13 protein-coding genes are annotated in these 16,438 nt (G+C 62.8%); 9 read left to right on the forward strand and 4 right to left on the reverse strand.

The features are described from left to right. Position 1 precedes the first annotated feature (1 nt). From P3C29_RS06855 to P3C29_RS06880, 6 genes are all read left to right on the forward strand, one after another. Entirely contained in the window at positions 2–1,000 is a 999-nt protein-coding gene (locus tag P3C29_RS06855; protein ID WP_010171608.1) for an acyl-CoA dehydrogenase family protein, read from the forward strand. Further along, complete coding sequence (locus P3C29_RS06860) at positions 997–1,755, forward strand: PIG-L family deacetylase (RefSeq protein ID WP_010171610.1); 759 nt, start codon at positions 997–999, stop codon at positions 1,753–1,755. Before P3C29_RS06855 ends, P3C29_RS06860 begins: the two co-directional genes overlap by 4 nt. Next, positions 1,752–2,351 (forward strand): SAM-dependent methyltransferase, encoded by a 600-nt coding sequence (locus P3C29_RS06865; protein WP_275964164.1) that lies wholly within the window; start codon positions 1,752–1,754, stop codon positions 2,349–2,351. Before P3C29_RS06860 ends, P3C29_RS06865 begins: the two co-directional genes overlap by 4 nt. Next, positions 2,348–3,007 (forward strand): glycosyltransferase, encoded by a 660-nt coding sequence (locus tag P3C29_RS06870; protein ID WP_201124424.1) that lies wholly within the window; start codon positions 2,348–2,350, stop codon positions 3,005–3,007. Before P3C29_RS06865 ends, P3C29_RS06870 begins: the two co-directional genes overlap by 4 nt. A 188-nt stretch (positions 3,008–3,195) precedes the next feature. Beyond that, complete coding sequence (locus P3C29_RS06875) at positions 3,196–3,957, forward strand: PIG-L family deacetylase (protein ID WP_275964165.1); 762 nt, start codon at positions 3,196–3,198, stop codon at positions 3,955–3,957. 109 nt (positions 3,958–4,066) lie between these two features. Next, entirely contained in the window at positions 4,067–6,592 is a 2,526-nt protein-coding gene (locus P3C29_RS06880) for an autotransporter outer membrane beta-barrel domain-containing protein (protein WP_275964166.1), read from the forward strand. A 68-nt stretch (positions 6,593–6,660) separates the two neighbouring features. On the opposite strand, the gene glgB is transcribed toward P3C29_RS06880, so the two are convergent. The 3 genes from glgB to P3C29_RS06895 all read right to left on the reverse strand — a co-directional run bounded on the left by glgB (position 6,661) and on the right by P3C29_RS06895 (position 14,385). Beyond that, a complete protein-coding gene (glgB, locus tag P3C29_RS06885) occupies positions 6,661–8,895 on the reverse strand; it encodes a 1,4-alpha-glucan branching protein GlgB (protein ID WP_010171620.1) in 2,235 nt (744 codons plus the stop codon). After that, positions 8,892–12,239, reverse strand: a complete 3,348-nt coding sequence (treS, locus tag P3C29_RS06890) for a maltose alpha-D-glucosyltransferase (RefSeq protein WP_275964167.1) — start codon at positions 12,237–12,239, stop codon at positions 8,892–8,894. The genes glgB and treS overlap by 4 nt, the downstream gene beginning before the upstream one ends. Before the next feature lie 148 nt (positions 12,240–12,387). Beyond that, entirely contained in the window at positions 12,388–14,385 is a 1,998-nt protein-coding gene (locus P3C29_RS06895; RefSeq protein ID WP_275964168.1) for an alpha-1,4-glucan--maltose-1-phosphate maltosyltransferase, read from the reverse strand. A 205-nt stretch (positions 14,386–14,590) separates the two neighbouring features. Here P3C29_RS06895 and P3C29_RS06900 point away from each other — a divergent pair, with 205 nt between their 5' ends. Continuing rightward, positions 14,591–14,749: a hypothetical protein gene (locus P3C29_RS06900; protein WP_167664995.1), complete on the forward strand. Its 159-nt coding sequence runs from the start codon at positions 14,591–14,593 to the stop codon at positions 14,747–14,749. A 176-nt stretch (positions 14,750–14,925) separates the two neighbouring features. After that, positions 14,926–15,483: a hypothetical protein gene (locus P3C29_RS06905; RefSeq protein WP_201124429.1), complete on the forward strand. Its 558-nt coding sequence runs from the start codon at positions 14,926–14,928 to the stop codon at positions 15,481–15,483. Here the strand turns inward: P3C29_RS06905 and P3C29_RS06910 are convergent. Then, positions 15,480–15,974, reverse strand: a complete 495-nt coding sequence (locus P3C29_RS06910; RefSeq protein WP_010171626.1) for an MgtC/SapB family protein — start codon at positions 15,972–15,974, stop codon at positions 15,480–15,482. The genes P3C29_RS06905 and P3C29_RS06910 overlap by 4 nt on opposite strands. A gap of 119 nt (positions 15,975–16,093) precedes the next feature. Between P3C29_RS06910 and P3C29_RS06915 the strand changes: the two genes are divergently transcribed. Next, the gene (locus tag P3C29_RS06915) at positions 16,094–16,333 is read left to right on the forward strand and encodes a DUF3203 family protein (protein WP_275964169.1); all 240 of its coding nucleotides are present in this window, start codon (positions 16,094–16,096) and stop codon (positions 16,331–16,333) included. Positions 16,334–16,438: the final 105 nt, after the last annotated feature.

Consider the following 16,438-nt stretch of genomic DNA (forward strand, 5'->3'; position numbering starts at 1 on the left):
AATGGATTTGCACGATTTCCTGCAACATACCCCAGGCTACCCGGACACAGCAGCACTGGGCCGAGCGCTAAGCACGCTGGTGGAGACCGGGCTGGACCAACTGCCCCGGCCCGGCAGCGGCGATACCCTGCAACGGTTCAGTCGCCTGGCCCAGGTGGCTGGCCATGACCTGGGGCTGTGCAAACTGTTCGAGGGGCATACCGATGCCCTCGCTATCATCGCCGAACTGGGCAGCGAGCTCCCGCCCATCGGCAGTACGTGGGGCATGTGGGCCGCCGAGCCGCCCACCGCCCGGGTCCGGGTGCGGCGCGACGGCCATCGGCTGGTACTGGAAGGCCGCAAGGCCTGGTGCTCCGGTGCGGCGGTGGTCAGCCATGGTTTGCTGACAGCCTGGGATGACGAGGATCGTCAACAGTTGGTGGCGGTGCAGATGGACCAGCCCGGGGTGACCGTCACCGATGACGGCTGGCAGGCCGTGGGCATGGCGGCGACGGGCAGTGTCGAGGTGATTTTCGACCGGGCCACCGGGCTGGCGGTGGGCGGCCCCGGGGATTATCTGGCGCGGCCCGGCTTCTGGCAGGGCGGGATCGGTATCGCGGCGTGCTGGTACGGCGCCGCCCAACGCCTGGCAGAAGCCTTGCGCGAACACTGTGCCCGCAGCAAGGAGCCCCACGCGCTGGCCCATTTGGGCGCGGTCGACAGTGCCCTGCACAGCGCCGCCTGCGTGCTGCGCAACAGTGCGGTACAGATCGACCGGCAACCCAAGGCCAATGCGCAACTGCTGGCTCAGCAGGCGCGAGCGTGTATCGAAGATTCGGTCGACCAGGTGGTGCGCCATGTCGGTCGCGCGCTGGGCGCCGGCCCTTACTGCAAGGACCCGCACTTTGCCCAACTGATGGCGGACTTGCCGGTGTACATCCGGCAAAGCCACGCCGAGCGTGACCTGGGCGCCCTCGGCCAACAAATCGCTGAACAAACCACAGGGCAGTGGCAACTATGAAAACCAACCCTATCGTCGGCCAGGGCACACCGTTGCACCTGTGGCAAAGCTCCTCGCGGCTGGCCGAACTGGCCTGTGTCGAGATTGCCGAGCTAGTGCCCGAGGGCAGCCGCGCGGTGATCATTGCGCCTCATCCGGACGATGAAGTGCTGGGTTGCGGCGGCCTGCTGCAAGGCCTTGCCGCCCTGGACCGGCCCATGCTGTTGATCTCCGTCACCGACGGCAGCGCCAGCCATCCGGGCTCGCGTCGCTGGCCGGTGGAACGCCTGAGCGTGGTGCGGCCGCAGGAATCGGCCCAGGCGCTGCATCGCCTGGGCTTGCCGTTGCACAGCCTGAAGTGGCTGCGGGCCGGTTTTTCTGACAGCCAGGTCGCGGCTGGCGAAGAGGACCTTGGGCAATTCATCCAACGCTACCTCAAGCCCGGCGACGTGGTCTTCACCACCTGGCGCGAAGACGGCCATTGCGACCATGAAGCCGTGGGCCGTGCCAGTGCCAAGGCAGCCCGGGCCGTAGGCGCGACCTTGCTGGAACTGCCGGTGTGGACCTGGCACTGGGCGACCCCCGAAGACAGCCAGGTGCCCTGGCACCGCGCGCGCAAAATCCTCCTGACGCCTGAAGCCGTGGCCCGCAAACGCCATGCAATCCACGCGTTTGCCAGCCAGCTGGAAGGTGACCCGCAGATCGGCCTGCCGCCGGTGCTCGCACCCTACGTGCTGGAGCGGCTGCTGCAACCTTTTGAAGTGGTGTTTGTATGAGCGTCGCCACGCCCTACTTCGATGAGCTGTTTGCCGGCAACGACGACCCCTGGGCCTTTCGCCAACGCTGGTACGAACGCCGCAAGCGGGCACTGACCCTTGCCGCGCTGACCCGGCCGCGCTACGCCTCGATCTTTGAGCCCGGCTGCGCCAACGGTGAGCTGAGCTTCGAGCTGGCCACGCGCTGCGACCGCCTGCTGTGCTGTGACACCGCGCAGGCCGCCGTCAGCCTGGCACAGGCGCGGTTGCTCGGTTTCAGCCATGCCACGGTGCAGCAGAGCCGCTTGCCGGACCAGTGGCCCAGCGAGACGTTCGAGCTGATAGTGCTCAGCGAGCTGTGCTACTACCTCGACCCGAAGGACTTCGACGGGCTGATCGATTGCGCCCTCGCCTCGCTGACACCTGACGGACAAATCCTCGCCTGCCACTGGCGACCGCCCATCGAAGGCTGCCCGCAAACGGCGGAACAGGTGCATGCGCGCCTCGGACAACGCCTGGGCATGCCGCCTTTGATACAGCATCACGAAAGCGATTTTCTACTGGACCTGTGGAGCCGTGACGGCACCACGGTTGCAACCTTGGAGGGACTGCGATGATCGGCATCCTGATACCCGTGCACAACGAAGAAACACTACTGCCTGAATGCCTGAAAGCCGCGATGGTCGCGGCCAGTCATCCGGGCCTGCTGGGTGAAGAGGTGCAGATTCTGGCGGTGCTCGACAGCTGCAGCGATCGCAGCGCCCTCATCGCCCGCGAATACCAGGTGCACAGTCTTGAAGTGCAGGCGCGGAACGTGGGACACGTACGCGGCGTGGGCGCGCGGCACTTGCTGAACAACGGCGCGCGCTGGATTTCCTGCACCGACGCCGACAGCCGCGTGGCTCCCGATTGGCTGGTGGCGCAACTGGCCCTGGGGGTGGACGCGGTGTGTGGCACGGTCACGGTGGACGCCTGGAGTGAAGGCTTCGACCCGGCGGCGCAGATCCGCTATCACCAGGCCTATGAGGCGCGGGACGGGCATCGGCATATCCATGGCGCCAACCTCGGCGTCAGCGCCGGGGCGTACGTGCGAGCCGGCGGTTTCGACCCCCTGCCGTGCCATGAAGACGTCGAGCTGGTGCGCCAGCTGGAGCGCTGCGGCGCGTCCATTGCCTGGAGCCACTCGCCCCAGGTGATCACCAGCGCCCGCCTGGATTGCCGCGCCCAGGGCGGCTTTGGGGATTACCTCAAGAGCCTGATGCAGGCCTCCTGAAAAAATAGCGACATCCGGCTATGTAAAAGCGACGATTCGTAACTATCATCAGTACTCCTTGCACGGCAATCCAGGGTTGGAACGCCGTCGCGCCGCGAGCGTCGGTTGCCCGACGCTTGTGTATCAACAAGAGCCGTCCCGACAACGGGGTACGGCCTGCATCACCGATGAACAAGGACGTGACACCCATGAAACCTGCACCGTTAACCGACAGCCGCCGGGGCCCCGCGCAAATCTGGAACAGCGCCCCGCAACTCGCGCAAATCCCTGCTATCAACCCCGCAATCCTGGTGCCCGAAGGCAGCCGCGTAGTCGTCATCGCCCCGCATCCCGGCGACGAAGTGATCGCCTGTGGCGGCCTGCTGCAATTGCTCAGCACCCGCGAATACGCCCTGCAACTGATCTCCATCACTGACGGCAGTGCCAGCCATCCGGGCTCTACCGTGTGGCCGGCCAAGCGCCTGAGCGTGGTCCGCCCCCAGGAAAGTGTCGAGGCGCTGCGACGGCTCGGTGTGCCCCTGCACAGCCTGAAATGGATTCGCGGCGGCTTTGCCGACAACGCCCTGGCCGCGCGGGAACAGCAAATGAGCCAGTTCATTGCGCGCTACCTGCAACCCGGCGACGTGGTGTTCACCACCTGGCGCAATGACGGCAACGACGACCATGACGCCGTCGGCCGCGCCGCCGCCAAAGCCTGCGCGGTCAAGGGCGTGCACCTGCACGAGCTGCCGATCTGGGCGTGGCACTGGCCGGTCCGGGAAACTGCCGCCATCCCCTGGCAACGCGCCCGCAAGGTCAGGCTCGACACCTGGAGCGTCGCCCGCAAGCTGCATGCTGCCCACGCCTATGCCAGCCAATTGGCCGGTGACCCGGAAATCGGCCTGGAGCCGATCCTCGCGCAGGTGCTGCTGGAACGGATGCGCGAACCGTACGAGATCGTGTTCCTGTAGCTCCGGCGTACTCGTCTGTACCTGTTACTTTTCACAGTAGCGGCGCTGCCCGTGCGGCGCTAACGTGAAAGCCCACGCTTGCCCTCGCGGCATCCAGCGAGGGCAAATCATGACCGCACGGCTTGCTACCCTGATGCACCTGGGAATTGTCTCTTCAGCCTTGCTGGCGGGATGGCCGCTGGCTTCGCTCGCCGACTGCACCCTGGTGCCCACCGCCGGTGACGACACCTTCACCTGCAGCAGCGGCACCAGCGCAGGCGTTGTCGACACCGCCGGCAACAACACCCTGCTGTTTCCCGCCGCGGGCACTGGCGTGATCAATGGCGACGTGACATTCGGGCCAGGGCGTGACCTCGTGACCATGAACTCGGGCACAGTTGAGGGTGCGGTGGACATGGGCGACGGTGCGAATATCTTCCAACTGTTCGGCGGCACGGTGACCGGCAGCATCATCCAGGGCAACGGCAACGGGATTGTGCAAATCAGCCAGGGCAGCGCCGGGGCTGTCATCCAGGGACTGGGCATCAATAACTTTGCCATGAGTGGCGGGACCATTGCGTCCGTGACCCAGGGCGACGGCGACAATAAAGCGACCCTGAGCACCGGCCGAATCGACGGCGACATGGCGGCCGGAAATGGCAACAACGAGATCACCGTTGCCAATGGCAGCATTGGCGGCAAGATCCACGTCGGCAACGGCGACAACGACATCATCGTCAAGGGCGGCGATATCACCGGCGGTGTCCAGGCCGGCAATGGCAACAGTATTTTTACCTGGCAAAACGCCGGGCTGATTCACGGCCCCATCGTGACAGGCAGCGGTACCGACCGGGCATTCCTGACCAGCCTGACGGAGCCGACCATTGCCTCCACGCCCCTGCTGGATGGCGGCCTGGGCGATGACTCGTTGACGTTCGACAACACCCGGGCTGCCACACCGTCGCGTTATGCCAACTGGGAAACCGTAACCCTGAACAACACCTCGGTTTTTACCCTGGGCAGCGGCACCTTCACCCTCGGCGACGCCGGCACCCACACCGGCACCCTGAACATCAATGTCGGTACGTTGCTGGTCACCCAGGGCAGCATCAGCCCGTTTACCGCCGGCCAGCTCGTCAACGTCAACAACGCCGGCCTGATCGACCTGACCAGCAACAGCGCCAGCGCCACCGACAGCCTGACCATCAACGGCAACTACACCGGCAACCATGGACAGTTGGCCCTGCAAAGTGTCCTGGCCGGGGACAACGCGCCCAGCGACAAGCTGGTGGTGAACACAGGCGCGATGCAAGGCAGCACCACGATCAACGTGACCAACCTCGCGGGCCCGGGCGCCATGACGGTGCAGAACGGCATCCTGGTGGTCCAGGCGGCCAACGGGGCGACGGCCAGTGACCTGGCGTTCTCCCTGAGAGGCGGTGCAGTGTCTGCCGGGGCTTACGAGTACTACCTGTACAAAGGCGGCGTCACCCCCGGCACGGCGCAAAACTGGTACTTGCGTTCGGCCATCGAAGCACCGCCACTTCCTACCCCGGAAGGGCCTGTGGGTGTGATTCCACCGGCCCCGCCCGACGGCGGCATCATTCCACCAGTCCCACCCGACGTCGGTATCTTTCCACCGGTTCCGGCCGACGGAACACCAGACACGCCGGGGATTTTCCCGGGTGAAGAACCCATTCCCATCTACCGCCCGGAAGTGGCGGACTACTCCGTGCTGTTCCCCGCCGTGCAGCAAATCGTCCAGGGCATGTTGAGTACGTATCACGAGCGCATGGGTGACCAGGGCCCGCCACAACCGACCGGTGCGGCACCTGCCGGCTGGGCCAGGGTATTTGGCAGCAGCACGCGCCAGTCTTTTTCCGGTACCGTGAACCCGACCCTGGACAGTTCGCTGTCGGGCTTCCAGGTGGGCACCGACCTTTACGCCTGGACCTCGGACAATGGCCTGAACCAGCGCATCGGATTCTTTGTCGGCCACAGCCGCCTGACCGGGAATGTGAAGGGCTTTGCCGGTGGTTTCCAGAACACCGACACCGGCGACATTACCCTGCGCGCCGACAGCCTGGGTACCTACTGGACCCTGATGGGTGCCAACCGTGCTTACCTGGACCTGGTGGTAATGGGCACCCGGTTCGACGGCCACGACGAATCCAGTCGGGGCGTGAAATTGCAGACCAAGGGGCATAACGTGGCGGGCTCGGCAGAAGTCGGCATGCCGTTCGCCGTGTCCGCACATTGGGAGGTGGAACCGCAGGCCCAGGTGATCATTGACCGTACCTGGCTGGACAGCCAGAACGATGGCATTTCGGATATTTCGTTCAAGGCCGACACGAACGTCACCACACGCGTCGGCGTTCGCTTGCGGGGCGACTACAGGGTAGGCGGGATGCCGGTGCAACCTTATGTGCGGGCCAATGTGTGGCATGCCGGCACGGGCACCAACACCGTCACATTCAATCGGTCGACAGATATCAATACCGACCAGCAATCCACCACGATGGACCTGAGCGCCGGGGCGACGCTGCAGGTGTCCAGTTCAGTGACAGTGTATGGCGAGGTGGGGTACAACCGGAACCTGGACAGCCATTCGCTCAATGGGCGGGAGGGGACGATTGGCCTGAAAGTCGATTTCTAAGCTGCAACACTTTCCAAAAGTGGGAGCGGGCTTGCTCGCTCCCACATTTGGCCTTCATCGTCTGGGCATCAGCCTTCAGGCCGCAGGATCAACACACCCAACGGCGGCAGGTTCAACGACAGCGACAAGGGCTGCCCATGCTTGGGCTCATCCTCCGTAAACGCCCCGCCTCCGTTGCCGAAGTTGGAACCGGCATAGGTATCGGCGTCGCTGTTGATCACCTCGCTCCAGCGCCCGGCAAACGGCACGCCGACCTTGTAGGCCTCGCGCGGCACCGGTGTGAAGTTGGCCACCACCAGCACCGGCCGGCCGTCCTTGCTCCAGCGCAGCCAGGCGTAGACGCTGTTGATGGCGTCATCCCCGATCAGCCACTGGAAGCCCTGAGGCGCGTCGTCCTGGTCGTGCAACGCGGGCTCTTCGCGGTACAGGCGGTTGAGGTCGCCCACCAGCTTCTGCACGCCCCGGTGTTCCGGGTATTGCAGCAGGTACCAGTCCAGTTGCTGATCGTGGTTCCATTCACGCCACTGGCCAAATTCGCAGCCCATGAACAGCAGCTTCTTGCCCGGGTGCATCCACATGAAGCTCAGGTAGGCCCGCAGGTTGGCAAATTTCTGCCAGCGGTCACCGGGCATCTTGTCGATCAGCGAGTGTTTGCCGTGCACCACTTCGTCGTGGGAAATCGGCAGGATAAAGCGCTCGGACCAGGCATACACCAAACCGAAACTCAGCTCGTTGTGATGATGGGCGCGGTACACCGGGTCTTGCTGGATGTAGTGCAGCGAATCGTGCATCCAGCCCATGTTCCACTTGTAGTTGAAACCCAGGCCGCCCTGTTGGGTTGGCTGGCTCACGCCCGGCCAGGCGGTGGATTCCTCGGCGATCACCAGGGCGCCGGGGGCTTCCAGGGCCACCACGTCGTTGAGGTGACGCAGGAAGTCGATGGCTTCGAGGTTCTCCCGCCCGCCATGGCGGTTCGGCACCCATTCGCCGGCCTTGCGCGAATAGTCGCGATACAGCATCGACGCCACGGCATCCACTCGCAGGCCGTCGATATGGAAATGCTTGAGCCAGTGCAACGCCGACGCCAGCATGAAACCGTGGACTTCGGTGCGGCCGAGGTTGTAGATCAGGGTGTCCCAATCCTGGTGGAAGCCTTCCAGCGGGTTGGCGTATTCGTACAGCGCGGTGCCGTCGAATTGCGCCAGCCCGTGGGTGTCAGTGGGAAAATGCGCCGGTACCCAGTCGAGGATCACGCCAATATCAGCCTGATGGCAGGCGTTGACGAAAAACGCGAAATCATCCGGCGAGCCGAAGCGCGCCGTCGGGGCGAATTGCGACAGGGCCTGGTAACCCCAGGAGCCGCCGAACGGGTGCTCCATGATCGGCATCAGTTCGATATGGGTGAAGCCCAGTTGCTGCACATAGGGAATCAACCTCTCGGCCAGCTCGCGCCACGTGTACTGGCGGGCCACTTCGCCGACTTCATCCAGTTCGCACTGCCAGGAGCCGGGATGCAGCTCGTAGATCGACAACGGCGCGCTGGGCTTTTGCCGCTCGCCACGGGACTGCATCCAGTCGTGGTCCTGCCAGTCGACTTGCAGCGGCGAAGCGACTTTGGAGGCGGTGTCCGGCGGCATCTGCGTGGCGAGGGCCATCGGGTCGGCCTTGAGCGGCAGAATCCCGTGGGCGCCGAGGATTTCGTATTTATAGGCGGCGCCCGGTTGCAGGCGCGGGATAAAGATTTCCCAGACCCCGGACGGGTGGCGCAGGCGCATCGGATGACGGCGCCCGTCCCAGACGTTGAAGTCGCCCACCACCGACACCCGGCGGGCATTCGGCGCCCACACCGCAAAGCGCACACCCTGGACGCCGTCGACACTGGTCACTTGTGCACCGAGGCAACTGCTGAGGTCGCGGTGATTGCCTTCGGCGAACAGGTACAGGTCCATCTCGCCCAGCAACAGCTGGCTGAAGCTGTAAGGGTCTTCGGTGATCTGTTCGCCGCCGGCCCACTGGATCTTCAGCAGGTACGCCTGGCGGCTGCCGAAATGCCCGACAAATAGGCCTGGCACTTGAGTCGCGTCGAGGCTGCCGATGTGCTCGCCGCTGTCCTTGGCCAGTACCTGGACACTCAAGGCTTCAGGCAGGAAGGCGCGAATGAACTGGCCGCCCTGCTCGTCATCATGGGGCCCGAGAATTGAAAACGGGTCATGGTGCTCCGCGCGCACCAGCGCCTCGATGTCCTTGGACGCTGGCATCGCAGTCAGCTTTGGCTGCAGCGGTTCTTTGCTTGTAAAACTCATGACGTCTCCCCACCGCGTGCAGTTTTCGATATTGGTTTCAACCCGCTGAGCAGCCCGTGCAAACCTTGCAACGGCACCGGCAACCAGCTCGGGCGATTCTCTGCTTCGTAGGCCACTTCGTACGCGGCCTTCTCCAGGCTGAACAACGCCAGCGCTGCGTCCTGGCCTTTGGCATCCTGCCAGTCATGGCCCAGTGTAGTCGTGGCCGCGTGGTAGGCCTGGATAAATGCCTGTCTGGCCTCATGCAAATAGCGATCCGCGACCCGCTGCCGGGACGCATTGGCTTCAGGCGACTGGTCGACGCCCTGCACATTCACCGCCATGGCCGCCGCGTAATCAAACGAACGCAGCACCCCGCTCACGTCCTTGTACGGGCTGTGTTTGCCGCGACGTTCATGCAGCGGTCGCGCCGGTTCGCCCTCGAAGTCGATCAGGTAGGCATCGCCTTTGACCACCAGTACCTGGCCCAGGTGCAGGTCGCCATGCACGCGAATGCGCAACCCGCCCACCGTGGCTTTCGCCAGGTCCTGAACATGACTGGCAATCGCCTTTTTCTGCTCCAGTAAAGCACTGACCAATGCCTGGTCAGCAGGGTTCAACTGGGTTTGATGCTGTTTGAGCAACAGCAGCGCACGGTCGATTTGTGCACCCACGTGCCTGGCCCAGCCCTGGCTATCCTTGAGGGAAGTAACCTCGGGCTTGAAGGCCTTGTTGGTGGTCGGCGCTGCCAGCACCTGGTGCATTTCACCCAGGCGCTGGCCGAGCAAGCCGGCGAAGTCCGCCAGTTCGCCAAGGGCGTTGTAGTGCTGCTCCTGCTCGGACATGGCTTCTGCCAGTTCGTCGCGAATCGCCCGTTCCAGGTTGTTCTGGGTCCAGCCCCAGGCATCGCCCTGGTTGCTCAGGTAACCCTGGGCAATCATCAGCAGGTTGTCCTGGCCGTCGGCGTCGTGGCGTATCACCGAGCCCAGCAGCGGCGAGATATGTTCGTAGCCGGCTTCCGTCAGGTAGGCGCCCATTTCCAGCTCCGGGTGCACACCCGCACTGACTTTGCGGATCAGCTTGAGCACCAGGCTGCCGCCCACTACCACCGAACTGTTGGACTGTTCAGCGGCGAGGTAACGCACTTCCGACTCGTCGTTCAATTCCAGTTTGGCCAACTGCGCCGTGGGCTCGAAGCGAATCTCGCCGTCGGTGGAACTGAGCACGGTGTTGGCCTGCAAGCCCTGGATCACCGCGCGGATATAGGTGTCGAGGCTGAACGCGTCCGTCACCAAACCGACCTGACGCACCCGCCGCACACGGGCAAGCGCCAGTTGTTGCGGCAAGGCGCTGGTGAACTGGTCTTCACCCAGGAAGCCGAATGGCAACTGATAACGGCTGACCTGCCCGGCACTGGTGACTTCAATCTCACTGAGCAAGACCGGGTGTTGGGGGTCGCCAAAACGCACGCCGTAGGCGATGTGCACGCTATCAATCGCGGTGTCCTTGCTGGCAAACCAGCGGCGCTTGGGCAGCCACGCCGGCAAGGCATTTTGTTCCAGGGTGGTGCGGCATGGCGCTTCGAGCAGTTCTTCCAGGCGCTTTTTCAGCACCAGGGTGGTGAAGTCCGGGATGCTTTGCGCCGGCTCCACGTGCCAGCTCGGCATCTGGTTTTCTGCCGCGAGCACGAACCAGTAGAAGCCATACGGCGCCAGGGTCAGCAGGAAATTCAGCTGGCCAATGGGTGGGAATGCGTTGCCGCCGAGCATCTCTACCGGGACCATGCCGGCGAACGCCGAGAGGTCCAGCTCCGCCGCCTGGGCGCTGCGGGACACGTTGGCCACGCAGAGGATGATTTCATTCTTGCCATCGGTGCCCGTGTATTCACGGGTATAGGCCAGGATGCGGCGATTGCTCGGCGAGAGCATTTTCAGGCTGCCGCGACCAAAGGCCTTGGACTGTTTGCGCACGGCCAACATGCGTCGGGTCCAGTTCAGCAATGAGTGCGGGTCCTGGGTCTGGGTTTCGACGTTGACCGATTGGTAGCCGTATTGCGGGTCCATGATCGGCGGCAACACCAGGCTCGCCGGGTCGGCGCGGGAGAAGCCGCCGTTGCGGTCGATGGACCACTGCATTGGCGTGCGTACACCGTCGCGGTCGCCGAGGTAGATGTTGTCGCCCATGCCGATTTCATCGCCGTAGTACAGGGTCGGCGTGCCCGGCATCGACAGCAGCAGGCTGTTGAGCAGCTCGATGCGTCGGCGGTCACGTTCCATCAACGGCGCGAGGCGGCGGCGAATCCCCAGGTTGATCCGCGCGCGGCGGTCGGCGGCGTAATAGTTCCAGAGGTAGTCACGTTCTTTGTCGGTGACCATTTCCAGGGTCAGTTCATCGTGGTTGCGCAGGAAGATTGCCCACTGGCAATTGGCCGGAATTTCCGGGGTCTGGCGCAGAATGTCGGTGATCGGGAAACGGTCTTCCTGGGCCAACGCCATGTACATGCGCGGCATCAGCGGGAAGTGGAAGGCCATGTGGCATTCGTCGCCGTCATCTCCCTTCTTGTCACCGAAGTACAGTTGCGTGTCTTCCGGCCACTGGTTGGCTTCGGCCAGCAGCATGCGGTCCGGGTAGTTGGCGTCGATCTCGGCGCGGATCTGCTTGAGGACGTCGTGAGTTTCCGGGAGGTTTTCGTTGTTGGTGCCGTCGCGTTCGATCAAGTACGGGATGGCGTCCAGGCGCAGGCCGTCAATGCCCATGTCGAGCCAGTAGCGCATTACCGACAGCACGGCTTTCATCACCTGCGGGTTGTCGAAGTTGAGGTCCGGCTGGTGGGAATAAAAGCGGTGCCAGAAGTACTGGCCGGCGACCGGGTCCCAGGTCCAGTTGGACTTTTCGGTGTCGAGGAAAATGATGCGGGTGCCGTCGTATTTCTGGTCGTCATCGGACCACACGTAGAAGTCCCGCGCGGCCGAGCCGGGCTTGGCCTTGCGCGCACGCTGGAACCACGGGTGCTGGTCCGAGGTGTGGTTGATGACCAGCTCGGTGATCACCCGCAGCCCGCGTTTGTGGGCTTCGGCGATAAAGCGCTTGGCGTCGGCCATGGTCCCGTAGTCGCTGTGCACGCCACGGTATTCGGCGATGTCGTAGCCGTCGTCGCGGCGTGGCGAGGGATAAAACGGCAGCAGCCAGATGGTGTTCACGCCGAGGTCGGCGATGTAGTCGAGCTTGGCGATCAACCCTGGAAAGTCACCGATACCATCGTTGTTGGAGTCAAAATAGGATTTGACGTGAACCTGATAAATCACCGCGTCCTTGTACCAGAGCGGGTCTTTGATAAAGGTGGCAGCCTTGGGTTTCTTCGCCATTGGAAACTCCTGGAAAATTCGTGGGGTCGCTGATCGTTCCCACGCTCTGCGTGGGAATGCCTGTTGCGACGCTCCGCGTCACGCTTGGGGACGCAGAGCGTCCGGGGCTGCATTCCCACGCGGAGCGTGGGAACGATCTCAATCAGCTTCAGGAAACGGTAATGCGCCAGATACCAAACGGCTGGTGCCACGGTTCGATCCGCATCCACTGGGTCTTGCCGTACCAGGTCCAGCGGTGGCCGGTCATCAAATCCTCGCCCTGGGTCTGGGCGTCGTCCGGCAAGCCCATCTCCCACAGCGGCAACTCGAAATTGGCCTCCTGGGCGTTGAACGGGTCGAGGCTCACGGCAACCAGAATAAAGTTGCTGCCGTCCTCGCTGCGTTTGCCGAAGTACAGGATGTTGTCATTCCACGCGTTGTAGAGCTTCAGCCCGAGGTGCGTCTGCAGCGCCGGGTTTTGTCGACGGATGCGGTTGAGCTGGGCGATCTCGGCAATGATGTTGCCCGGCGCCGTGAAGTCCCGTGGGCGGATCTCGTATTTCTCCGAGTCCAGGTACTCTTCCTTGCCTGGCACCGGGGCCGCTTCGCACAGTTCAAAGCCGGAATACATGCCCCACAGGCCGGAGCCCATGGTGGCCAGCGCGGCACGGATCAAGAAGCCGGCGCGGCCGGACTCATGCAGGAAACCCGGGTTGATGTCCGGCGTATTGACGAAGAAGTTCGGCCGGAAGCACTCGCGCCACGGGGATTCGTTCAGCTCGCTCAGGTACTCGCTCAACTCGGCCTTGGTGTTGCGCCAGGTGAAGTAGGTGTAGCTCTGGGAGTAACCGACCTTGCCCAGGCGCGCCATCATCGCCGGGGTGGTGAAGGCTTCGGCGAGGAAGATCACTTCCGGGTACTTGGAACGCACATCACTGATCAGCCATTGCCAGAACGGCAGCGGCTTGGTGTGGGGGTTGTCGACACGAAAGGTCTTCACGCCCTCTTCCACCCAACCGACCACGATGTCGCGCAACTCGACCCACAGGCTGGGGATAGCGTCCGCGGCGTAGAAGTCGACGTTGACGATGTCCTGGTACTTCTTCGGCGGGTTCTCGGCGTATTTGATCGTGCCGTCGGGCCGCCAGTTGAACCAGCCCGGATGCTGCTTGAGCCACGGGTGGTCCTGAGAGCACTGGATGGCAAAATCCAGGGCGATTTCCAGGCCATGCTCAGCGGCGGCCTTGACCAGGTTACGGAAGTCTTCGCGGGTGCCCAGCTGCGAATGGATGGCCTCATGGCCGCCTTCTTCGCTGCCGATGGCGTACGGGCTGCCCGGATCATCCGGCCCGGCGGTCAGGGAATTGTTCTTGCCCTTGCGATGGCTGCGGCCGATGGGATGAATCGGCGGGAAATACAGCACGTCAAAACCCATGTCATGGATCATCGACAGCCGTGAGTGCACATCGTTAAAGGTGCCATGGCGCGCAGGATCATCGGTGATCGAGCGGGGAAAGAGCTCGTACCAGCTGGCAAACTGCGCCGCCTCGCGCTCTACATCAATCGGGTATACGGCACTGATGCTCAAATAGGCGCGGTGGTCGGCCTGGGTCATCAGGTGTGCACTGTCTTCGTGCAGGAACAGCGCGACTTGCTCGGTTTCCAGCAGGCCGGAGAGTTCGTGGTGCAGCAGCATCAGGCGGTCGCGCAATTCGTTGTCGCTGCGCTCGGCCGCTTGCAGTACCTGGCTGCGGCCTTCCTGCAATTCCAGGCTGACGGGCACACCGGCCTCGTGTTTCTTGCTCAATTCGTAGCGGAAGCTGGCAAACGTGTCGATCCAGGCCTCGATGCAATACTCATGCGGGCCCTGGGTGGTCACGGTGAACGCACCTTCCCAGCCGTTGTTGCCAACATCGGTCATCACCACGCTGTGCCAGCTTTCTTCACTGCGCGGGCGCCAGCGGATCAGCACCGCGAGCTTGTCGTGACCATCGGCAAACACCTTGCTGGCGACCTGGACGCGCTGGCCGACCACAGCCTTGACGGCAAACTCGCCGCCATCGATGACCGGGGTGGTGCTTTCAATCGCAATCCTTGGCAGCAACAGTGCCTGGGACAGCGGTAACGTGGAGGTTGAATCATCGTGCGTCAGTGTTTCAGCAGTCATCGAGCATCTCCCCTTAACGCCCAGTGGACGCTCTTGTGCCTGATCCAAATTCTGAAACGGCACCGCTCTCCCTGAGCAGGGCCGTATAGGTTCCGAGCGTACCGGCGGATGAAAAGTTCAGGTGGATATGCCGCCATCGGGCGGGGAATCAAATCCACCGCCCGATTGTCCACCGATAGAGCAAAGCACAAAGGAGGCCACACCGATGAATATCCCGATCCCGGCTGAAACCCCGGACCCGAACATTGACAAGCCCACCCTGCCACCCACCGAACCGGACCCGATTCCCGAGCAAGAACCGCCTGGCACACAGCCACCACCGGTGGAGGAACCACCGACGACGATGCCGCCAGTGATTGTCTGAAGCGAACGTGACAGTTGAGGTTTTGACGATCCAGGCTGATCGTCAAAACCGAAACTTCCTACCTGCAACAGAGATGACTCTTAGAGTCAGAGCCTATACGCCCCATAAGACTTATCTCGCGAAAACGCACGCCCTCGGGATGTAGCGTTTATTCCATCATCCTGCGAGAAAACATCATGTCGACGATCAATACCCAGCCGAGTGCCTACCACCCCTCTCCGCAAAATGCGCTGCCCCCGAGCGGGCCCCAGACCGGGCAACCCCTTAACGACCTGAAAGCGCTGCTGACCAAGGACAACATTGATCAGCTGTTGCGCAATCCTGACGCTCAAGGAAGCGTCAACACCCTGAACAGGCTCCGTGATCTATTGACCCCGGCGAACATCAGCACCCTGCTGCGTGGTCCCGATGCCCAGGCGAATGCCCAGACGCTGATGGATATCGGCGAGTTGTTGAATAAAGACGCTATCAACCCTGGACTGAGCGCCGCCACGCAAGCCATGGAAAAAGCGATCGATGAGGACACTCAAAGACGAAAAACCGAGATGCTCTTTCAAATGGCAACCGACCCCGATGACGACAGCGCGATACTGAAATCCTTGGCAGACTGGCGCCAATCGGCGGCCCAGGCACGTCAGAGCGCTCGACACTCCGGGACGATGGCTAACACCTTGACAGACCTGGGCTCGCGCCTCAGCAAGCACAACATCAATGCCGGGATGGGCTCCAGCTAATCCTTCTCCAGCAACCTGACAATCCTTGGCATCACACTGAACACCATCAGTGCCAGCACCGTACTCAACACCGCCGTCGACTCACGTCCCATCCCGGCCGCCACGCCAATGGCGGCGGTCATCCAGAGGCCGGCGGCGGTGGTCAGCCCTTTGACGTGCTGGCCCTCCTCGTCTTCCTTGCCCTTGAGGATGGTACCGGCGCCGAGAAAACCAATGCCCGCAATCACACCTTGCAACACGCGGCTCATGGCGTCGGCCTGGGAGCCGGACAAATTCGGCACCAACACAAACAGCGCTGCCCCCATGGCCACCAGCATATGGGTGCGCACCCCGGCGGCCTTGCCCTTCTGTTCACGTTCAAAACCGAGAATGCCGCCCAGAATGGCCGCAATCAGCAACCGCACGGTGATCTGTGTCAGTTGCCGGGCATCGCCAATGTCGGCAAATTCCGCTTGCAGGGTTTGCCAGACTTCATGCCACCAGGCGTCCATGGTCGTGTCCTTTCAAGGGTCGATACGGGATGGACAACGCCGACCGTCAGTCAGTTGCGCAGAACCATTCAACCACGGGCAACGCCTAACCCTCAGTACCCCCGGAAAAGGACAGCACCATGCCCGTACGTATCGAAAACCAGACCTGTTACTTCAAGATCGATGAGCACGGCGACGAACAAAGCCTCCCCGCCACCGATGTCACGGTGATTACCGACAGCGCCAAGTCCATGTCAGCCGTGGAGTTGAATGGCGATCGCGTCTACATCACCGAAGCAGAAGCCGACGCATTGACCGTCGCAGGTGCCACCGACGGCCGTAAGCATCTGAAGGCCACCGACGGTGATTCGGTGATTTGATTGACCTGGATCATCACGCCCGCAAAAGCGCTGCACCCCACGCGCCACAGGGTGCAGCACATTGTCGCAGGCGCGCATCACAGGCCCATCTGATCCGCTTTTAAT

This window comes from Pseudomonas sp. 1912-s (assembly GCF_029269205.1).
Lineage (GTDB): Bacteria > Pseudomonadota > Gammaproteobacteria > Pseudomonadales > Pseudomonadaceae > Aquipseudomonas.